The following is an 18,787-nucleotide window of genomic DNA, read 5'->3' as shown; positions in this document are numbered from 1 at the left end:
AGCGGTGCAGCCGACCGAGGGCCGGCTCACTCCCCGGCGACCGGCGGTGCGACCTGCTCGGCGTCGATCGTGTCGACGAGCTCGGGCACCCAGGTGTCGCCGCTCTTGACGAGCTTCGCCTGGTACATCGGCTGGATCATCGCGTGGTCCTCGGCGCGCACCGTGATCTCGCCCTTCACGGAGTCGAAGGTCCAGCCCTCGAGCGCGTCGATCATGCCGTCGACGGTGTCCCCGCCTTCGCGGACGGCCTGCACGATCATCTGCGCGGCGACGAACCCGTCGGGCGAGAAGAGGTCTGCCTCGGCGCCCGCCGCCTCGAGGTGCTCGATCATCGCGGCCTCGGCGTCGGTGCCCGCTGCGCCGCCGAAGTAGTGGTTGAGGAACGAGATGTCGCTCGACGCGTCGCCGTAGGCGCCGTAGGTGGCGACGTCGCCGAGGCCGGTCACGACGGGCACGGCGTCGAAGACGCCCTGCTGCGAGAGCGCGGTCCACATGGCGCCCGACGAGGCGCCGGCCCACGCCACGAAGACGAGGTCGGGCTGTGCGGCGATGAGCTGCTGGGCGAACGGCGTGAACTCCGTCGCGTCCTCGGCGACGAGCACTCCCTCGACGGTCGCGCCCTGGCCGCCGAGCACGGCCTGCACGCCCGCGAGGTTGCCCTGGCCGAACGCGTTGTCCTGGGCGAAGACGACGACCTTCTTGCCGTCGGGGTCGCCGATGAAGGTGCCGGCGGTCGCGACGTCCTGGTACGTCTGGCGACCCGACCGGAACGTGTACTCGTTGACGCCCGTGATCGCGTCGGCCGCGGCCGGACCCGAGATGTAGAGGATCTCGTTCTGCGCGGCCTGTTCGGCGAGCGCGGTGGCGATGCCGGAGGCGGCCGTGCCCGCGAGGATCTGGTAGCCCTGGCCGATGAAGTCCTTGGCCTTGGAGACCGCGGTGTCGGGGTTGCCCTGGTCGTCGGCCCACTCGATGTCGAGCTCGCGGCCGTCGACCGTGCCGGTCCCGTCGGTCGCGTAGTCGAGGCCGGCCTCGAAGCCCGCGGTGTACGCGGCGCCGTAGGCGGCCAGCGGGCCGGTCTGGCTCGTGAGCATGGCGACCTTGACCGCCTCTCCCGTCGCGCCCGACCCGGTGTCGCCGCCGGCTTGCGCGTTCGGCGCGCATCCGACGAGTGCAATGGTCGCGGCGGCGATGACGGCCGTCGCGAGGTACTTCTTCGTAACCCGCATTGGAGTGCCTCTCAACAGTGAACGGCTGGGACTGGTGCGAGAACCTGACAGGTGGTTCAGGTCTCAGGAAAGTACAATAGGCTCGGAACCCGAGCGAACGCAACCCGTCCGCGACCTCGAACGAAGGAGTTCACCGAATGCCCACCACCGACGTCGTCATCATCGCCGGAGCCCGCACCCCGTTCGGCCGCATGAGCGGCAACCTCGGCAGCCTGCACGCGGTCGAGCTCGGGGCGATCGCGGTGCGCGGCGCGCTCGCGAAGGCCGGCATCTCCCCCGACGACGTCGACCAGGTGATCCTCGGCCAGGTGCTGCAGGCCGGCGCCGGGCAGAACCCCGCCAAGCAGACCGCGGTCGCGGCGGGCATCCCGTGGCGCGTTCCCGCCACCACGATCAACAAGGTGTGCCTCTCGGGCCTCGTCGCGATCGCCGACGCCGCGCGCCTCATCCGCCTCGGCGAGGCATCCGTCGTCGTCGCCGGCGGCCAGGAGTCGATGACCCAGGCACCCCTCCTGCTGCCCGGCTCCCGCAAGGGCTGGGCCTACGGCAGCGTCGAGATGCTCGACCACGCCGCGCACGACGGCCTCACCGACGCGTTCGACCGCGAGTCGATGGGCGCGTCCACCGAGCGGTTCAACGGCCGATACGGCATCGAGCGCCTCGAGCAGGACGAGATCGCCGCGGCATCCCACCGCCGGGCCGGCGAGGCCGCCGCGCAGGGCCTCTTCGACGACGAGATCGTGCCCGTCGAGGTGCCGCAGCGCAAGGGCGACCCCGTCGTCGTCACGGCCGACGAGGGCGTGCGCCCCGACTCGACCGCCGAGGTGCTCGGGCGCCTGCGCCCCGCCTTCGCCGAGGGCGGCACCATCACGGCCGGCAACTCGTCGCCCATCTCCGACGGTGCGGCCGCCGTCGTCGTCGCGAGCCGCGAGTGGGCCGAATCCCGCGGACTCCCCTGGCTCGCGCGCGTCGGCGCCTCCGGCCAGGTCGCCGGACCCGACAACTCCCTGCACTCGCAGCCGTCCAACGCGATCGCCGCCGCGCTCGAACGCGAGGGCCTCGCGGCCTCCGATCTCGACCTCGTCGAGATCAACGAGGCGTTCGCCGCGGTCTCCCTGCAGTCCATGCGCGACCTCGACCTCGACGCGAGCACGGTCAACGTCCACGGCGGCGCCATCGCGCTCGGCCACCCGATCGGCGCCTCGGGCGCGCGCCTCGCACTGCACGCCGCGCTCGAGCTCTCCCGTCGCGGCGGCGGTCGCGCGGCCGTCGCGCTCTGCGGCGGCGGCGGCCAGGGCGAGGCGCTGCTGCTCTCGCGCTGACCCCGCGACCTGACGAGCGGATGCCGCGTGGCGGCGTGCGTCTCACGACGGATGCCGCGGCATCCGCTCGTCGCGGGCCTCGGCCGTGTCACGATAGCGCCATGACCCAGGCCCCGCCGCCCCCGCTGCACCACCGCCTGCGCCGCATGGTCGGCCGCGACCCGAACCAGGCGCACCGCGCCGCGACGCCGCTCGAACTGCTCTACGACCTCACCTTCGTCGTGGCCTTCAGCCAGGCCGGCAGCCAGGCCGCGCACCTGCTCGAGCTCGGGCACTTCGGCTCGGCCGCGATCGCGTTCGCGTTCGCCGTGTTCGCGATCTGCTGGGCGTGGATCAACTACTCGTGGCTCGCCTCCGCCTACGACAACGACGGCGTGTTCCTGCGCATCGCGACCATGGTGCAGATGCTCGGCGTGCTCGTGCTGGCCCTCGGGCTGCCGGAGTTCTTCGAGTCGATCGACGAGGGCCACCACGTCGACAACGCGGTCGTCATCGCCGGCTACGTCGTCATGCGCGTGTCGACGATCGCGCTGTGGCTGCGCATCGCCCACGACGACCCCTCCGCGCGGCGCACCGCGCACGGCTACGCGATCTCCCTCGGCGTCATCCAGGTGGCGTGGGTCGCGATGATCTTCGTCGACCCGCCGCTCGTCGTCGCGCTCGGGCTCATGTTCGTGCTCGGGGTCTGCGAGATGATCGTGCCGCTGTTCGCCGAGCGTCGCGGGGGCGAGACCCCGTGGCATCCGCACCACATCGCCGAGCGGTACAGCCTGCTCGTGATCATCACGCTCGGCGAGATCGTGCTCGGCACGATCCTCGCGATCTCGGCCGTCGTCGAGGAGCAGCAGTGGTCGACCGAGGCGGCCGGCGTCGCGCTCGGCGGCACGCTCCTCGTGTTCGGCCTGTGGTGGAGCTACTTCACGGTGCCGTCCGGGCGGTTGCTCGCGGCCTACCGCTCGCGTTCGTACGTGTGGGGGTACGGGCACATCGTCGTGTTCGGGTCGCTCGCCGCGACCGGTGCCGGCCTGCACGTCGCCGCGAATGCGATCGCGGGCGAGGCGCACATCACCGACGTCGAGGCACTGCTCACGATCGCGGTGCCGGTGGCGGTGTTCCTCGCCATGCTGTTCCTGCTGTACTCGTACCTGCTGCGCCGGTTCGACCCGTTCCACCTCGTGATCTTCGTCGCGAGCCTCGCGGTGCTGGCCCTCGCCGTGCTCGCCGTCGCCGGCGGGGCGAGCCTGCCGGCGGGCATCCTGATCGCGGCCTTCTCGCCCGTCGTGGTGGTGGTCGCGTTCGAGACGATCGGGCACCGTCATCAGGCCGAAGCACTGCGCGAGGTGCTCCCCGACTGACCGCGATGCGACGAGGGGCGGATGCCGCGGCATCCGCCCCTCGTCCCTGCGACGCTCGCGGGCTAGGCGCTCGGACGGTTCGCGCGCAGCACCTCGAGGCGCGCGCGGTACTCGGTCTCGTCGATGTCGCCGTTCGCGAAGCGCTGGCCGAGGGTCTGCTCGGCGCTCGCGCCGCGCGCCCACGGCGGGCCGTAGCCGTCGGGCCCGCCGTTCGCCCAGTACCGGCGGCGTCCGCGGCTCACACCGAAGATGATGAGCCCGACGACGAGCAGCCAGAAGAGCGGGATGAGGAAGAAGACCCAGCCGAAGCCGGCCGCCCATGGGCCGGCGTGTGCGACCACGGTAGCCGTGGCGAGGGTGGAGAGCATGATGGAGATCCCTTGATCGTGGCCCGCTGGTCGGGCCGTCGATCAGAGTCTCGTCGTGGCGCGCTTCGGGCGAATCCGCCCCCGGGAGGCACTTGGGCTGCTCCCGCGGGAGCACGACCGCACGGGCGGACTACTGCCAGCCCGGCGCGACGATCCCCGACTCGTAGGCCGTGACGACGAGGTGCACCCGGTCGCGCGCGTGCAGCTTCGCCATGATGCGCGACACGTGCGTCTTGGCCGTGAGCGGCGAGAGCACGAGTTCTGCGGCGATCTCGTCGTTCGTGAGGCCGAGCCCCACGAGCCGTAGCACCTCGCGTTCGCGCTCGGTGAGTCCGGCGAGCCGTTCGCGGTCGGCGGCGGGCGCGTCGCGGAGTCCGGTCGCCATGCGCTCGAGCAGGCGCTTCGTGACGCCGGGCGAGAGCAGCGCCTCGCCGCTCGCGACGACGCGCACCGCGCGGATGAGGTCGACGGGCTCGGTGTCCTTCACGAGGAACCCGCTCGCCCCCGCCCGCACCGCGCGCGCGACGTACTCGTCGAGCTCGAACGTGGTCACGATGACGACGTGCACGCCGGCGAGCGCGGGGTCGGCGGCGATCTGCTCGGTCGCCCAGAGCCCGTCACCGCCCGGCATGCGGATGTCCATGAGCACGACGTCGACCGGCTGCCGTCGCACGATCTCGAGCAGCTCAGCGCCGGTGGACGCCTCGCCGACCACGTCGATGCCGGGCTCGGCCTCGAGGAGCGCACGGAAGCCCGCGCGCACGAGCAGCTGGTCGTCGGCCAGCGCGACCCGGATCACGGCGTCGCCCTCCACGGCAGGCGCGCCTCGACACGCGTGCCGCGGTCGGGCAGCTGCGCGACCTCCACCGTGCCGCCGAGCAGGGCCGCGCGCTCCCGCATGCCCAGGATGCCGCTCCCCTCGCCGGAGGCCGCGGGCAGCCAGCTGCCGTCGTCGACGACCTCGAGGCGCAGCTCGTCGCCGACGCGCTCGATCGCGACGACGGCGTGCGTCGCCCGCGCATGGCGCACGATGTTCGTCAGCGCCTCCTGGATGATGCGGTAGGCCGCGAACTGCACGGCGCGGCCGGGCGCGTCGCCGCCGAGCCGATCATCGAGCGTCGCCTCGAACTCCGCGGTCGTGACGCCCGCGACGAGCCGAGGAAGCTCGGCGAGCTCGGCCTGCGGCGAGAGCGGCGCATCGGCGTCGCTGCGGATCGCGCCGAGCACGCTGCGCACCTCCTCGAGCGCGGTCTTCGAGGTCTGCTTGATGTTCGCGAGCGCGGTGCGCGCCTGTTCGGCGTCGCGGTCCATGAGGTGCAGGCCGACGCTGGCCTGCACGTTGATCTGCGAGAGCGCGTGCCCGATGACGTCGTGCAGCTCGCGGGCGATGCGCACCCGTTCGCGCTCCTCGGCGGTGCGGCGCCGCTGCAGCGCCTCGGCCCGGTAGTGGCGCATGCGCTCGGCGCGCGTGCGCACGAACGCGCCGATGCCGAAGCACGCCGCGAGCGCGAGCGTCGTGAAGGCGACGCGCACCGGATGCCACGGCTCGCCCCAGAGCGACACCAGCACGACGGCCGCGACCCAACCGGTCGCCACCGCCGCGACGGCCCACGCCACGGCGCCGCGCGCGACGGCGATGACGATGGCGAAGGCGAGCGCGAGGTACGGGGGACCCGCGACGGGCACGAGCACGACGTCGGCGAGCGCGGCTGCCGCGACGACGGCGACGGTGACGCCCGGCCATCGTCGCGCGCCGAGCAGCGCGAGCGGGCCCACGGCTGCGAGCAGCACCTGCAGCAGGCCCGCAGTCCACCCGACGTTCGTGAAGATCGCGATGCCGATCGCCGCCGGAACCTGCACCAGCAGGCTGAGCACGACGGGGGCGAGCAGGCGGAACCGCGCAGAGGCGCGGAAACGGCGACCGTCGCGCGCGCCGTCGAACGTCCCGTCGGCCCAGCCTCGTGCCCAGGGGGGTCCGTTCCAGCCGTCGCCGGCTTCCCAGGGAGGCATCCCCCGAGCGTATCGATCGGATGCCGCGCCCGAGTCCTCCTCGCGGAGGCTCATCGGCTGCTCCTGAGGGAGTACCCCGACGCAGTCGACGGGGCGGGCTTGGTGCGCGGCGTCACGATCAGAACAGCTGCACCGGCTTCACGAGGTCGGCGTAGATGAGCAGCGCGCTCATGGCGCCGAGCACGACGACGACCGCGAGGGTCACCGGCATGAGCTTGGCCATGTCGACGGGTCCGGGGTCGGGGCGCTTGAACAGCTTCGCCCAGCCTCGGCGGATCGCCTCCCACAGCGCACCGGCGATGTGCCCGCCGTCGAGCGGCAGCAGCGGGATGAGGTTGAACACGAACAGCGCGATGTTCAGCGACCCGAGGATGCCGATGAGTCCGGCGACCTTGTCGCTCATCGCCAACTGGTCGGTCGCGGCGACCTCGCCGGCCACGCGGCCGACGCCCACGACGCTGATCGGGCCGTTGGGGTCGCGCTCCTCGGGGCCGAAGGCGGCGTTCGCGACGTCGACCATGCGCTGCGGCAGGTTCACGATGATGCCGGCGACGCCCGCGATGTTCTCGCCGACGGTGGGCAGCACGGCGGTGACCGGCTGCTGCACGCGCGCCGCCGTCGGACCGATGCCGACGAAGCCGACCTCGGTGGTGACCGGGTCGCCGTTCTCGTCCTCGACGACCTGGCCGTTCGCATCGGTCACGTAGCGTTCGCTCAGCGCGGGGGTGACGGTGAGGGTCTGCTCGGCGCCGTCGCGCACGACGACGACCGTGAGCGGGTCACCGGGGTGCGAGCGGATGATCGCCGTGGACTGCTCCCACGACGTGATCTGCTCGCCGTCGATCGAGGTGATGACGTCGCCGGGCTGCACGCCGGCCTCCGCGCCGGGGGCGGCGGGGTCGTCGGCCTCGCAGGTCTGCCGCTCGCTCGTCGCGGGCAGCACGCACTCGTTGACCGAGGCGACCGTGGTGGTCGTCTGCGGAACGCCGAAGCCCACGAGCAGCACGCCGAACAGCAGCACGGCGAGCACGAGGTTCATGAACGGCCCGCCGAACATGATGACGATGCGCTTCCAGACGGGCAGCAGGTAGAAGGCGCGGGCCTCGTCGCCCGGCGTGATCGACTCCTGGCTCGCATCGCGCGCGTCTTGGGCGAGGCCCTTGAAGAACCCGGTGGAGTCCTCGTGCACCTGTGCGCCGTTCTTGGGCGGGAACATGCCGATCATCGAGATGTAGCCGCCGAGCGGGATCGCCTTGACGCCGTACTCGGTCTCACCGCGGCGCTTCGACCAGATCGTCGGCCCGAAGCCGATCATGTACTGGGTCACCTTGACCTTGAAGAGCTTGGCCGGAACCAGGTGCCCGATCTCGTGCAGCGCGATCGAGACGGCGAGGCCGAGGACGATGACGACCACGCCGAGGATGAACGGCAGCACGGAATCCATCCGATGAGCGTACTGCGAGCGGCCGGGTGTCGCCTGACGCTCCGCTGTGAGCGCGCTATGGCCCGACTGCGAAGCCGCACCGCTCGCGGGTGCGCAGAGGCCGGAAGCGGATGCCTCGGCTCAGGCCCTCGAGATGCGCGCGTTCGCCGCGGCGCGCGCCGCCCGCTCCGACTCGGCGAGCGAGTCGAGCGTGAGCCGGCGCTCGGGCGGCTCGTGCGCCTCGACGACGGCGTGCACGGTGTCGACGATGTCGAGGAATCCGATGCGCCCGGCATGGAAGGCGGCCACCGCCTCCTCGTTGGCGGCGTTGAACACGGCCGGGTAGTCGCCCCCGGCCCGGCCGACCTGCTTGGCGAGCGAGATCGCGGGGAACGCCTGGTGGTCGAGCGGCTCGAAGGTCCACGACGACGCGACGGTCCAGTCGAGCGGCCGCCCGACCGCGGCGACCCGGTTCGGCCAGTCGAGGCCGAGCGAGATGGGCAGGCGCATGTCGGGAGGCGAGGCCTGCGCGATCGTCGACCCGTCGACGAACTCGACCATCGAGTGCACGATCGACTGCGGGTGCACGGTCACGTCGATGCGGTCGTACGGCACGTCGAAGAGCAGGTGCGCCTCGATGATCTCGAGGCCCTTGTTCACGAGCGTCGCGGAGTTCGTGGTGACGACCAGGCCCATGTCCCAGGTCGGGTGGGCGAGCGCCTCCGCCGGCGTCACGTCGACCAGCGACTCCCGGCTGCGTCCGCGGAACGGGCCGCCCGATGCGGTCAGCACGAGCCGTCGCACCTCGTCGTCGGTGCCGGACCGCAGCGCCTGCGCGATGGCCGAGTGCTCGGAGTCGACGGGAACGATCTGCCCTGGCTTCGCGAGGCGCGTCACGAGGTCGCCGCCCACGATGAGCGACTCCTTGTTCGCGAGCGCGAGCGTGGTGCCGCGTTCGAGCGTCGCGAGCGTCGGACCGAGCCCCACGGAACCGGTGATGCCGTTCAGCACGACGTCGGCCGCGACATCCCGCACCAACTGCACGGCCTCGTCGATGCCGACGGCCGTGTGCTCGACGCCGAACTCGGCGGCCTGCGCCTCGAGCACCGCCCGGTTCGAGCCGACCGCGAGGCCGACCACCTCGAACCGCCCGGGGTTCGCGCGGATGACGTCGAGGGCCTGGGTGCCGATCGAACCGGTGGAGCCGAGGATGATGACTGAACGCACGTGACCACTGTAGGCCGAGGCGTCGCGGGTCGTCGGGGTCGCGACGCGTCGGGTCAGCCGATGACGGCGACGGATGCCGCGTGCGGCCCTGGCACGGGCACGTCGTGGAATGCGACCCGTTGCCAGAACGACCCGAACTCCGGAACGCTGCGCAGGATGCGCCCATGGCCGCCGTCGGCACCGGGGATCGACAGCGCGAGCCGCGACGGCTCGATGAACTCGGTGTGCCCGAGCGCGCGCAGCAGCGCGGTCTTGCGCGCCCACAGCGCCGCGCGCACGGCCGCGCTCCAGTCCTCGTCGAGCTCGCGCAGCGCCGCCCGCTCGTCGGGGTGGAAGGCGGCCTGGTCGAGGCGCTCGCCCGGGTCCGAGTCGACGGGCATGACCGGTTCGACCGCGACCCCGAGCGGATGCCGCGTGCCGGTCGCCGCGACGATCGTGTCGCCGTGCGTGGCGACGTCGGCGAACCACGGCCCGCCGGACGGCGTGAGCGGATACGCGACGAGCACGCGCCCGTGGCGTGCGCCGCACTCCGAGCACGCGTGTACGAGCTCGACGTCGTCGGCGGGCACCGACGCGGCATGCGCGATCAGGCCGCGGAGCGCGAGGTCGACGCCGGGCTGGCGCCTGCCCCCGGCGAGCACGAGGGCGCGCGCGCCCGTCTGCCCGAGCTCGATCAGCTCGCCGTCGGCCGTCACGTCCACGCCCCCATCCTCCCACCGACGCGCCTTGGCCATATACCTGCCGCGGAATGGCCGCACGCCTAGGGTCGGAGGGTGACAGAGCACGACGAGCACGACCCCCAGCGCGCGGGCGAGACCGCCGACCCCGTTCGACAGGGTCCGGCCTACCGCATCTTCCGCGGGATCCTGCGGCCGTCGACCCGGCTCATCTACCGTCCGACGATCACGGGCACCGAGCACGTTCCCGCGACCGGCCCGGTCATCCTCGCGAGCAACCACCTGTCGTTCATCGACAGCGTCGTGATCCCCATCGCCTCGCCGCGGCCCGTGCAGTTCCTCGCCAAGAACGACTACTTCACCGGCACGGGCTTCCGCGGATGGGTCTCGCGAACCTTCTTCACGGCGATCGGCGCGGTCGGCGTCGAGCGCGGAGCCGGAGCCGACGCGCAGGCGGCGCTCGATGCCGGCCGATCGATCCTCGAGGCCGGCAACGCGTTCGCGATCTACCCGGAAGGCACCCGCTCGCTCGACGGCCGCCTCTACCGCGGGCGCACCGGCGTCGCGTGGCTCGCCCTGCAGACCGGCGCGCTCGTGGTGCCCGTCGGCCTCATCGGCACGCAGGAGATCCAGCCCGTCGGCGCGAAGATGCCCAGGGTCCGCCCCGTGACCGTTCGCTTCGGCGAGCCGATCGACGTCTCGCACCACGGCGCCGCGACCTCGGGCCGGGCCCGCCGTGCCGCGACCGACGAGATCATGGCCGCGATCCACGCGCTCTCCGAACAGGAGCTCGCGGGCGTCTACAACGAGAAGCCGCCGGAGGGCACGCTCGCGAAGATCGCCGACCGCATCGCGCCGCGCGAACGTCGCTGACGCCGCCACGCGGCATCCGGTCGATTCCCAGCGCCCTCGACCCCGCGCCCGGTAGGGTCGAGCCGATGAGCTCCCTCGGACGATTCGCGCGCCTCTCCGCTGCGGCCGCGGCGATCCTGCTGCTGTCCTCGTGCGCCCCCGCAGACACCGGGCCCCAGCGGGTCGACCGCACGCTGCCGGAGCCTCCGACGACCGAGTTCGACCCCTCGCTCATCGTGAGCGACGACGCGTTCTACGACAGCCGGGCGATGGGCGAGGAGCAGATCCAGGCGTTCCTCGAGGGGGTCTCGTGCCGCGCCGACGCCGGCGTGCCGTGCCTGGCCGAGTACACCGAGACCACCACCACCCAACCCGCCGTCGGCGGCGCGCACTGCGGCGAGTACCGCGGCGCGGTCGACGAGCCCGCGAGCCGCATCATCGCGAAGACCGCCGTCGCCTGCGGCATCAGCCCGCGCACGCTGCTCGTGCTCCTCCAGAAGGAGCAGTCGCTGCTCACCCGGCCGACCACGGCCGGCTACGAGCGCGCGACCGGGTACGCCTGCCCCGACACGGCCGACTGCGACCAGAAGTACTTCGGCTTCTTCAACCAGGTCTACAACGCGGCCTGGCAGTTCCGGCAGTACACCGAGGCGCCCGAGCGTCGGTACATGATCGGCGAGACGTCGATCGGCTACCACCCCGATGCCGCGTGCGGCGCGAGCACCGTGGCCATCCGCAACCAGGCCACCGCCAACCTCTACAACTACACGCCGTACCAACCGAACGAAGCGACGCTGGCCGACCCCTCGGGCGGCGATGCGTGCGGCGCCTACGGCAACCTCAACTTCTGGCGTCTCTGGAACCGCTGGTTCGGCGATCCGACGGCCGAGCGGTTCCCGGCGTTCTTCTCGCCGTGCACGCGCCTCGTCGGCGGGCACGCCTGCCCCACCGAACCCACGCTGCCCGCGGTGGCCGTCACGCCCTGATCGGCCGAGGGTGCGGCATCCGACTTCGTGCCGGCCCGCCTGCGTCCCTGCCCGCCTGGGGCTGCCGCTCGTCGCGCCCGGCGAAGCGACGCCTCAGTCCGCGACGACCTCGACCGACTCGTGATGCACCGGGAACGCGACGGATGCCGCGATGAAGCACTTCGCCGAGGCCTCGGCGTGGATCTCGTGCGCAAGGGCGAGCATCGACGCGTCGGCCACGACGACGCGCGGACGCAGCGTCGCCTCGCGGAAGGAACCGCCGCCCCGGCCGTCCTCGACCATGACCCCGGTCGGGGCGTCGGTGTAGGCCGTGACGACCACGCCGTGCAGGGTCGCGACATGCAGGTACGAGAGCATGTGGCACTGGCCGAGCGCCGCGAGCAGCAGCTCCTCGGGATTCCAGCGCTCGGCGTCGCCGTGGAAGACGCGGTCGCTCGAGCCCTCGAGTTCGTGCGCCTTGCCCGCCGCGCGCACGACGTGGTCGCGACCGTATGAGCGGTACGAGGTGGTGCCCGCCGCGCGTGCGCCCGTCCACTCGACCTCGACCGTGTACGCGTGTTCGCCGAGCCTCACCGGTGCCGCCTCCCCGCCGCACGCTCCGACGCGCGGTCGACTCCACGCTAGCCGACGCCGCCGACCCGCGAGCCCGCGGGCGGCGGCCCCGCGGCGCTAGTCTGGAAGGCATCATGACTGACACCCAGACACCCGCAGAGACCGCTGCCGCCCCCGTCTACACGGTGCCGCAGGAACGCCGCATCGTGACGGCGATCCCCGGCCCCAAGTCGCAGGCGCTGCACGAGCGACGTGCCGCGGTCGTGTCGGCCGGCGTCTCGTCGGCCCTGCCCGTGTACATCGAACGGGCCAATGGCGCGGTGCTCGTCGACGTCGACGGCAACCGGTTCATCGACTTCGGCGGCGGCATCGGCGTGACCACCGTCGGCCACACCGAGGCCAACGTCGTGCGCGCGGCCGCGAGCCAGCTCCAGGACGTCATCCACACGCTCTTCACCGTCACGCCCTACGAGGAGTACGTGCGCGTCGCAGAACTCCTCGCCGAGCACACGCCCGGCACGCACGCCAAGCGCACGGTGCTCGTGAACTCGGGCGCCGAGGCTGTCGAGAACGGCGTCAAGATCGCGCGCAAGTTCACGGGTCGCCGTGCCGTCGCCGTGCTCGACCACGCGTACCACGGCCGCACGAACCTCACGATGGCCATGAACTACAAGGCCCACCCGTACGCGACCGGGTTCGGCCCGTTCGCCGGCGATGTCTACCACGCGCCCAACTCGTACCCCTACCGCGACGGCCTGAGCGGTGCGGATGCCGCGGCGCGCACGATCGCGTACCTCGAGAAGGTCGTCGGGGCGAGCGACCTCGCGTGCCTCGTCGTCGAGCCCGTCCAGGGCGAGGGCGGCTTCATCGTTCCCGCCGACGACTACCTGCCCACGCTGCAGACCTGGTGCACCGAGCACGGCGTCGTGATGATCGCCGACGAGATCCAGTCGGGCATGGCCCGCACGGGCGCGTTCTTCGCGAGCGAGCACTTCGGCTGGGTGCCCGACCTCGTGCTCTCGGCCAAGGGCATCGCTGGCGGCCTGCCGCTCGCCGGGGTGACCGGTCGCGCCGAGATCATGGATTCGGCCCACGCGGGCGGCCTCGGCGGCACCTTCGGCGGCAACCCCGTCGCGTGCGCCGCCGCCGTCGCAGTCTTCGAGTCGATCGAGCAGCACGACCTCCTCGGCGAGGCGAAGCGCATCGAGACGACGCTCACCGCGGGCCTCGAACGGCTGGCCGAGCGCTACGACGTCATCGGCGACATCCGCGGCATCGGCGCGATGATCGCGATCGAACTCGTCCAGCCGGGCACCGGCCGCACCACGAAGGCACCGAACCCCGAGGCCGTGACCGCGCTCGTGGCTTTCGCCGCACAGCACGGCGTGCTGCTCCTGAACGCCGGCACCTACGGCAACGTGCTCCGCTTCCTCCCGAGTCTCGCGGTGAGCGACGCCCTCATCGACGACGCCCTGCAGGTGCTCGACGACGGCCTCGCGGCACTCGGATGACCGGCACCTTCTCCGCTGCAGACGCCGTCCAACTCGCCGTGGTCGAACGCAATGGTTTCACCGAGTCCAGGCACGCCGGTTCTGCCGTCGTGCTCTCCCCCGAGGGCGAGGTGCTGCGCACCCTCGGCGACGTCGCCTCGCCGGTCCTCCCACGTTCCGCGCTGAAGCCGTTCATCGCCGTCGCCGTGATGTCCTCGGGTGTCACACTGCGCGGTGAAGACGCCGCGATCGCCACCGCGAGCCATTCCGGCACCGCCGCGCACGTGGCGCTCGTGCGCGGGCTGCTCGCGCGCGCCTCGCTGCCCGAGAGCGCGCTGGGCTGCCCCGCCGCGCGGCCCGCCGACCAGACCGCGCACGACGATCTCGTCCGTGCGGGCGGCGCAGCCGAGCGCGTCTACATGACGTGCTCCGGCAAGCACGCCGCGATGCTCCTCGCATGCGTCGCCAACGGCTGGCCGCTCGAGGGCTACCTCGATCCCGCGCACCCGCTGCAACGGCGCATCCTCGATGTCCTCGAGCGCCTCACGGGCGAGCGTGCGACCGCGACCGCGATCGACGGCTGCGGCGCCCCCGTGCACGCGATCAGTCTCACCGGGCTCGCCCGCGGCATCCAGAAGATCACGACCGCGGCTTCGTCGTCGCCGTTCGCGCTCTTCCGCGAGGGCGCGGCGCTCACCGAGGCCGTGCGTGAGAACCCCTGGGCGATCGCCGGACCCGGCCAGCCCGACACCGTCGCCATCGAACGCGTCGGCGTGTTCGCGAAGTTCGGCGCCGAGGGCGTCATGGTCATGACCGCTCCCGACGGCACGACCACGGCGCTGAAGGTGCTCGACGGCTCGGCGCGGGCGTCGACGATCATCGGCCTGCGCCTGCTCGCGAGCACCGGCGCGATCGACGACGCGGCGGTCGACCGGGTCGCCACCGAGCTCGACCTCTGGGTCATGGGCGGCGACCGTCGCGTCGGCGAGGTCCGCGCGACCGTCTGACCCCGGCGGTTCGTCGAATGCGGCCTCCGCCGCAGTGCGTCGCGGGCCCCGCCGACGACGGATGCCGCGCCGGAACGAGTCCGGCGCGGCATCCGATGGGTTGCTCGGTTCGGGTCAGCCGAGCTTCGCAAGTCGTTTCGCGCGCGCCGCACGGGACACCTGTGCGCCGATCACGAGGACGAGTGCGAAGAGGAACACCGCCGAGGCGATGACGTTGGCCTCGGCGGGAATGCCGCGCGAAGCCGAGATGTAGATGTACTTCGGGAACGTCGAGACCGAGCCCGAGTTGAAGTTCGTGATGATGAAGTCGTCGAAGCTGAGCGCGAACGACAGCAGCGCGGCCGCGACGATGCCCGGAGTCAGCAGCGGGAACGTGACCCGCCAGAACACCTGCGCAGGCGAACCGTAGAGGTCGCGCCCGGCTTCTTCGAGCGCCGGGTCGAGGCTCGCGACGCGCGCCTTGACCGTCACGACGACGAAGCTGATGCAGAACATCGTGTGCGCCAGGATGATCGTCGTCATGTCCTTCGGCACGCCGACCGCCAGGAACTGCGCGGCGAGGCCGGCGCCGAGCACGACCTCGGGAGTCGCCATCGGCAGGAACAGCAGCAGGCTGATCACCGACCGAGCACGGAACCGGTACCGGACCAGCGCGATCGCGATCATCGTGCCGAGCGTCGTGGCGACGACCGTTGCCACGACGCCGATGATCACGCTGTTGGCGAAGGCCTGGCAGACGGCGCCGCCTTCGACGTTGCAGACGTTCAGCCACTTGTCGAGCGTGAATCCGCGCCAGGCGATGTTCGACTTCACCGAGTCGTTGAACGAGAACACGAACGTGTACACGATCGGGATCAACAGGAACACGAAGGCGATGACCGTGTAGGCGGGCAGCAGCCACGAGCCGAGCCCGAATCGCGACGATCGCTGCGGCCGCGGACGACGACGGTCCTCGACCTCCTGGCTCTCGGTGAACCCGCCGAGCACGGCGGCCGCCTGGACTTCTCCGCTCACAGCAGGTCCTCCGTTCCGGAACGCTTGACGTAGATGCCGACGAGCACGAGGATCGCGGCCATCAGAATGATCGACAGGGCGGCGGCCGCAGGATAGTTCAGCAGGACGAGGAAGTTCGCCTCGATCACGTTGCCCATCATCTGCGTGTCTGGACCGCCGAGGAAGTCGCGGCTGGCGTTGACGTAGTCGCCTGCTGCCGGGATGAACGTGAGCAGGGTTCCGGCGACGATGCCCGGCATCGACAGGGGGATCGTGATCTTGCGGAACACCGTGAACGGGTTCGCGTACAGGTCGCTGCCCGCCTCGAGGTATCGCAGGTCGAGCCGCTCGAGTGCGGTGTAGAGCGGCAGGGTCATGAACGGGATGAAGTTGTACGTCAGACCGAAGATGACCGCGAACGGCGTGCCGGTGAAGTGCGCGTCGGGTGCGAGCAGCGAGAGCGCCTTGAGCGAGGTGATGATGAACGACTCGTCGGAGAGGATCTGCTTCCAGGCGAGGGTGCGCAGCAGGAAGCTGATGAAGAACGGTGCGATCACGAGCACGAGCATGAGGCTCTGCAGCAGCGGCCAGCGCCTCGCCTTGACGCCGATGAAGTACGCCAGCGGGTAGCTGAACGCCAGCGCGAACACGGTCGCGGCGAGCGCGTAGCCGAACGACCTCAGGATGTGCGGCCAGTACGTCGTCATCACGTCGACGTAGTTCTGCCAGTTGAACGCGTACTGGTACTGGCCGATGTCGCCGTACTCGAGCGGCGCCTGCAGCGAGGTGAGCAGCAGGGAGATGAGCGGCGTCAGGAAGAACAGCACCAGGTAGAGGATGCCGGGCAGCAGCAGGAGGAGCGCGATCCGGCTCGTCTTGCGGGGTGCCTGGGGCTGGGCCTCCGCGGTCGCGAACGCTGCGAAGGCCATGCTCAGCCCTCCTCGAGCTCGGCGACCAGGTCGTCGCGCCGCTGCGCGGCGATCGCGGTCGTCGAGTCGTCGGCGGTGAATCGCTCGGTCGCGGCGACGGTGTCGTCGAGGCCGAATCCGTGTTCGATCTGCCAGCTCGTGTAGACCTCCGCGCCGACGCCGACGTTCGGGCCCGCACCGGTGTTCTGGGCGAACACCAGCACGGTGCCCTGGCCCGGGATGTCGACGAGGTACTGGGTGCTCACACCCGAGAACGACACGTCGAGCACTCGACCGGGTCCGACCACGTTGCGCTCGGCCGAGGCGATCGGCGCCTCGGTGTGGAGCGAGACCTTCTCGGGGCGGACGCCCACCGTGACCGCGCCGTTGTGGCGGCGCGCCCTGGCCTTGGGCACCACGAGACGAGCCCCTCCGACGTCGACCGAGACGGCCGTGTCGGTCGCGCCGACGACCTCGCCCGAGAAGAGGTTCGACTGGCCGAGGAAGTTCGCGACGAACACGGTCTGCGGCAGGTCGTAGAGCGCTTCGGGAGCACCCATCTGCTCGATGGCGCCCTTGTTCATGACGGCCACGGTGTCGGCCATGGTCATGGCCTCCTCCTGGTCGTGGGTCACGTGCAGGAAGGTGAGGCCCACCTCCTCCTGGATGGTCTTCAACTCGAGCTGCATCTGGCGACGCAGCTTCAGGTCGAGCGCTCCGAGCGGCTCGTCGAGCAGGAGCAGCGCCGGACGGTTCACGATCGCGCGCGCGAGGGCGACGCGCTGCTGCTGTCCGCCCGAGAGCTGCTGGGGTCGACGCTGTGCGAGGTGGTCGAGCTCGACGAGCTTGAGCGCCTCGTGGGCCTTCGCGAGCGGGTCTCCGATGCGACGGCGCTTGAGCCCGAACGCGACGTTCTCGATGATGCTCATGTGCGGGAAGAGCGCGTAGCTCTGGAACACCGTGTTGACGGGGCGCTCGTGCGAGCGGGTCGCGGTCACGTCCTTGCCGCCGATGAGGATGCGCCCCTGCGTGGGCTCCTCGAGTCCGGCGACGAGGCGGAGGGTAGTGGTCTTGCCGCAGCCGGACGGCCCGAGGAGCGCGAAGAACGAACCCGCCGGGATCTTGAGGTCGAGGTTCTGGATCGCCGTGAATCCGGGGAAGCGCTTCTGGAGACCGACGAGTTCGAGGTCTGCGCCCCGCTCGGCGAATTCGCGTACTGCCATGATCTCGATCCCTCTCAGACGCCGAGCAGGATGCTCTGGAACTGCGCCTGGTACTTCTGCTCCTCGGCGCCCGTGAGGGTGCGGAAGATGTGTGCGTTGGACAGCGTCTCCTCGTTCGGGAAGATGAGCTGGTTCTCGGCGAGCTCGGGGTCGATCGCCTCGGCCGCCTCCTTCGCCCCGACCACCGGAGTGATGTAGTTCACCCATGCCGCCACCTCGGCCGCGACCTCGGGCTCGTAGTAGTAGTTCATGAGCATCTCGGCGTTGGTCTTGCGCGTCGAGCCGATGGGCACGAGGAAGTTGTCGTTCCACAGCGTTCCGCCGGCGGTCGGGATCGCGAACTCCCACTTGTCGCCGGCCTCGGCGTTGATCACCGTGATGTCACCCGACCAGCAGATCGCCGCGAGCGTGTCGCCGCTCTTGAGGTCCTCGAGGTAGGCGTTGCCCTTGATGTTGCGGACCTGTCCGGACTCGACCTGCTCGGTCAGCACGTCGATCGCGGCATCGAACTCCGCGTCGCCCCAGTCGCCCGCGATGTCGACGCCGTTCTGCAGCATGATGAGCCCCATGGTGTCGCGCATCTCGGAGAGCACGCCGACACGGCCCTTCAGTTCGGACGACCAGAGGTCCTCGACGGAGGCGAGGCCGTCGGGGAAGGCCTCCTTGTTCCAGCAGATGCCGGCGAAGCCGCCCTGCCACGGGAGCGAGAACGAGCGGCCCTTGTCGAAGTCGGGATCGCGCAGCGCCGGGGTCAGGTTCGCGATGTTGGGGATGTTGTCGTGGTTCAGCTCCTGGGTGTACCCGAACCGGATCCAGCGCCCGACCATCCAGTCCGTGAGGCACACGGTGTCGGCACCGATGTCCTGACCGAGCGCGAGCTGGTCCTTGACCTTGCCGTAGTACGTGTTGTTGTCGTCGACGGCGACGTCGTAGTTGACCTTGATGCCGGTCTGCTCCTCGAAGGCCTGCAGCGTCGGGTAGTTGCCCGCGTCGTCCTCGTCGATGTACGCGGCCCAGTTCGCCCAGTTGAGCGTCTTGTCGGTCGATGACTTGTCGGCGGCGGGAGTCGGCTTCGCGGCGCCCCCGCCGGTCGAGCAGGCGGCGAGCGCGAGTGCGGATGCACCGGCTCCGGCGCCGGCGAGCATGGTGCGACGAGTCATCTGCG

The 18,787-nt window shown here is 71.1% G+C and carries 18 protein-coding genes; 6 read left to right on the top strand and 12 right to left on the bottom strand.

Annotated features, from left to right (window positions below; translation table 11 throughout):
• Window positions 1-26 precede the first annotated feature (26 nt).
• The gene (locus tag BM342_RS17090; protein WP_092968265.1) at window positions 27-1,229 is read right to left on the bottom strand and encodes a substrate-binding domain-containing protein; all 1,203 of its coding nucleotides are present in this window, start codon (window positions 1,227-1,229) and stop codon (window positions 27-29) included.
• Between the two features lie 137 nt (window positions 1,230-1,366).
• On the opposite strand from BM342_RS17090, the gene BM342_RS17085 reads away from it, so the two are divergent.
• Window positions 1,367-2,551 carry an acetyl-CoA C-acetyltransferase gene (locus BM342_RS17085; RefSeq protein WP_092968263.1) on the top strand — a complete coding sequence of 395 codons (1,185 nt, stop codon included), beginning with the start codon at window positions 1,367-1,369 and terminating at the stop codon, window positions 2,549-2,551.
• Window positions 2,552-2,652: 101 nt separating this feature from the next.
• Window positions 2,653-3,906, top strand: coding sequence for a low temperature requirement protein A (locus tag BM342_RS17080; protein WP_218154954.1), 1,254 nt, complete (start codon window positions 2,653-2,655; stop codon window positions 3,904-3,906).
• 62 nt (window positions 3,907-3,968) lie between these two features.
• Here the strand turns inward: BM342_RS17080 and BM342_RS17075 are convergent, their stop codons facing one another.
• The 6 genes from BM342_RS17075 to BM342_RS17050 form a co-directional block, all read right to left on the bottom strand.
• Entirely contained in the window at window positions 3,969-4,274 is a 306-nt protein-coding gene (locus BM342_RS17075; protein WP_092968261.1) for an SHOCT domain-containing protein, read from the bottom strand.
• A gap of 130 nt (window positions 4,275-4,404) precedes the next feature.
• Window positions 4,405-5,073: a response regulator gene (locus BM342_RS17070; RefSeq protein WP_092968794.1), complete on the bottom strand. Its 669-nt coding sequence runs from the start codon at window positions 5,071-5,073 to the stop codon at window positions 4,405-4,407.
• A complete protein-coding gene (locus tag BM342_RS17065) occupies window positions 5,070-6,284 on the bottom strand; it encodes a sensor histidine kinase (protein WP_143109920.1) in 1,215 nt (404 codons plus the stop codon). The genes BM342_RS17070 and BM342_RS17065 overlap by 4 nt, the downstream gene beginning before the upstream one ends.
• Before the next feature lie 118 nt (window positions 6,285-6,402).
• The gene (locus tag BM342_RS17060) at window positions 6,403-7,728 is read right to left on the bottom strand and encodes a M50 family metallopeptidase (RefSeq protein WP_177232234.1); all 1,326 of its coding nucleotides are present in this window, start codon (window positions 7,726-7,728) and stop codon (window positions 6,403-6,405) included.
• Window positions 7,729-7,848: 120 nt separating this feature from the next.
• A complete protein-coding gene (gene dxr, locus BM342_RS17055; protein WP_092968257.1) occupies window positions 7,849-8,934 on the bottom strand; it encodes a 1-deoxy-D-xylulose-5-phosphate reductoisomerase in 1,086 nt (361 codons plus the stop codon).
• Window positions 8,935-8,987: 53 nt separating this feature from the next.
• Window positions 8,988-9,635 carry a 4'-phosphopantetheinyl transferase family protein gene (locus BM342_RS17050; protein WP_092968255.1) on the bottom strand — a complete coding sequence of 216 codons (648 nt, stop codon included), beginning with the start codon at window positions 9,633-9,635 and terminating at the stop codon, window positions 8,988-8,990.
• Window positions 9,636-9,707: 72 nt separating this feature from the next.
• Between BM342_RS17050 and BM342_RS17045 the strand changes: the two genes are divergently transcribed.
• Together BM342_RS17045 and BM342_RS17040 are read left to right on the top strand one after the other, a co-directional pair.
• Window positions 9,708-10,484 carry a lysophospholipid acyltransferase family protein gene (locus BM342_RS17045; RefSeq protein WP_092968253.1) on the top strand — a complete coding sequence of 259 codons (777 nt, stop codon included), beginning with the start codon at window positions 9,708-9,710 and terminating at the stop codon, window positions 10,482-10,484.
• Between the two features lie 65 nt (window positions 10,485-10,549).
• Complete coding sequence (locus tag BM342_RS17040; protein ID WP_092968251.1) at window positions 10,550-11,449, top strand: hypothetical protein; 900 nt, start codon at window positions 10,550-10,552, stop codon at window positions 11,447-11,449.
• 93 nt (window positions 11,450-11,542) lie between these two features.
• Here the strand turns inward: BM342_RS17040 and BM342_RS17035 are convergent, their stop codons facing one another.
• Window positions 11,543-12,022 (bottom strand): OsmC family protein, encoded by a 480-nt coding sequence (locus tag BM342_RS17035; RefSeq protein ID WP_092968249.1) that lies wholly within the window; start codon window positions 12,020-12,022, stop codon window positions 11,543-11,545.
• A gap of 113 nt (window positions 12,023-12,135) precedes the next feature.
• On the opposite strand from BM342_RS17035, the gene gabT reads away from it, so the two are divergent.
• Entirely contained in the window at window positions 12,136-13,512 is a 1,377-nt protein-coding gene (gene gabT, locus BM342_RS17030; RefSeq protein ID WP_092968247.1) for a 4-aminobutyrate--2-oxoglutarate transaminase, read from the top strand.
• Window positions 13,509-14,498 (top strand): asparaginase, encoded by a 990-nt coding sequence (locus tag BM342_RS17025; RefSeq protein WP_092968245.1) that lies wholly within the window; start codon window positions 13,509-13,511, stop codon window positions 14,496-14,498. The genes gabT and BM342_RS17025 overlap by 4 nt, the downstream gene beginning before the upstream one ends.
• Before the next feature lie 114 nt (window positions 14,499-14,612).
• Here BM342_RS17025 and BM342_RS17020 read toward each other — a convergent pair whose 3' ends face one another.
• From BM342_RS17020 to BM342_RS17005, 4 genes are all read right to left on the bottom strand, one after another.
• On the bottom strand, window positions 14,613-15,395 hold the full coding sequence (locus tag BM342_RS17020; RefSeq protein WP_255368926.1) for an ABC transporter permease: 783 nt from the start codon (window positions 15,393-15,395) through the stop codon (window positions 14,613-14,615).
• A gap of 113 nt (window positions 15,396-15,508) precedes the next feature.
• The gene (locus BM342_RS17015; RefSeq protein ID WP_092968243.1) at window positions 15,509-16,420 is read right to left on the bottom strand and encodes an ABC transporter permease; all 912 of its coding nucleotides are present in this window, start codon (window positions 16,418-16,420) and stop codon (window positions 15,509-15,511) included.
• 2 nt (window positions 16,421-16,422) lie between these two features.
• Entirely contained in the window at window positions 16,423-17,622 is a 1,200-nt protein-coding gene (locus BM342_RS17010; protein WP_092968241.1) for an ABC transporter ATP-binding protein, read from the bottom strand.
• 14 nt (window positions 17,623-17,636) lie between these two features.
• Window positions 17,637-18,782 carry an ABC transporter substrate-binding protein gene (locus BM342_RS17005; protein WP_255368887.1) on the bottom strand — a complete coding sequence of 382 codons (1,146 nt, stop codon included), beginning with the start codon at window positions 18,780-18,782 and terminating at the stop codon, window positions 17,637-17,639.
• Window positions 18,783-18,787 lie beyond the last annotated feature (5 nt).

Source organism: Agromyces sp. CF514, from assembly GCF_900113185.1.
GTDB lineage: Bacteria > Actinomycetota > Actinomycetes > Actinomycetales > Microbacteriaceae > Agromyces.
The sequence above is the reverse complement of the archived record's forward strand: the minus strand, read 5'-3'. Positions and strand labels throughout refer to the sequence as shown.

Excerpts from the sequence above, each read along its gene's own strand:
- BM342_RS17090 (WP_092968265.1), bottom strand. The coding sequence starts at position 1,229 with ATGCGGGTTACGAAGAAGTACCTCGCGACGGCCGTCATCGCCGCCGCG.
- BM342_RS17085 (WP_092968263.1), top strand. The coding sequence starts at position 1,367 with ATGCCCACCACCGACGTCGTCATCATCGCCGGAGCCCGCACCCCGTTC.
- BM342_RS17080 (WP_218154954.1), top strand. The coding sequence starts at position 2,653 with ATGACCCAGGCCCCGCCGCCCCCGCTGCACCACCGCCTGCGCCGCATG.
- BM342_RS17075 (WP_092968261.1), bottom strand. The coding sequence starts at position 4,274 with ATGCTCTCCACCCTCGCCACGGCTACCGTGGTCGCACACGCCGGCCCA.
- BM342_RS17065 (WP_143109920.1), bottom strand. The coding sequence starts at position 6,284 with ATGCCTCCCTGGGAAGCCGGCGACGGCTGGAACGGACCCCCCTGGGCA.
- BM342_RS17060 (WP_177232234.1), bottom strand. The coding sequence starts at position 7,728 with ATGGATTCCGTGCTGCCGTTCATCCTCGGCGTGGTCGTCATCGTCCTC.
- BM342_RS17040 (WP_092968251.1), top strand. The coding sequence starts at position 10,550 with ATGAGCTCCCTCGGACGATTCGCGCGCCTCTCCGCTGCGGCCGCGGCG.
- gabT (WP_092968247.1), top strand. The coding sequence starts at position 12,136 with ATGACTGACACCCAGACACCCGCAGAGACCGCTGCCGCCCCCGTCTAC.
- BM342_RS17025 (WP_092968245.1), top strand. The coding sequence starts at position 13,509 with ATGACCGGCACCTTCTCCGCTGCAGACGCCGTCCAACTCGCCGTGGTC.
- BM342_RS17015 (WP_092968243.1), bottom strand. The coding sequence starts at position 16,420 with ATGGCCTTCGCAGCGTTCGCGACCGCGGAGGCCCAGCCCCAGGCACCC.
- BM342_RS17010 (WP_092968241.1), bottom strand. The coding sequence starts at position 17,622 with ATGGCAGTACGCGAATTCGCCGAGCGGGGCGCAGACCTCGAACTCGTC.
- BM342_RS17005 (WP_255368887.1), bottom strand. The coding sequence starts at position 18,782 with ATGACTCGTCGCACCATGCTCGCCGGCGCCGGAGCCGGTGCATCCGCA.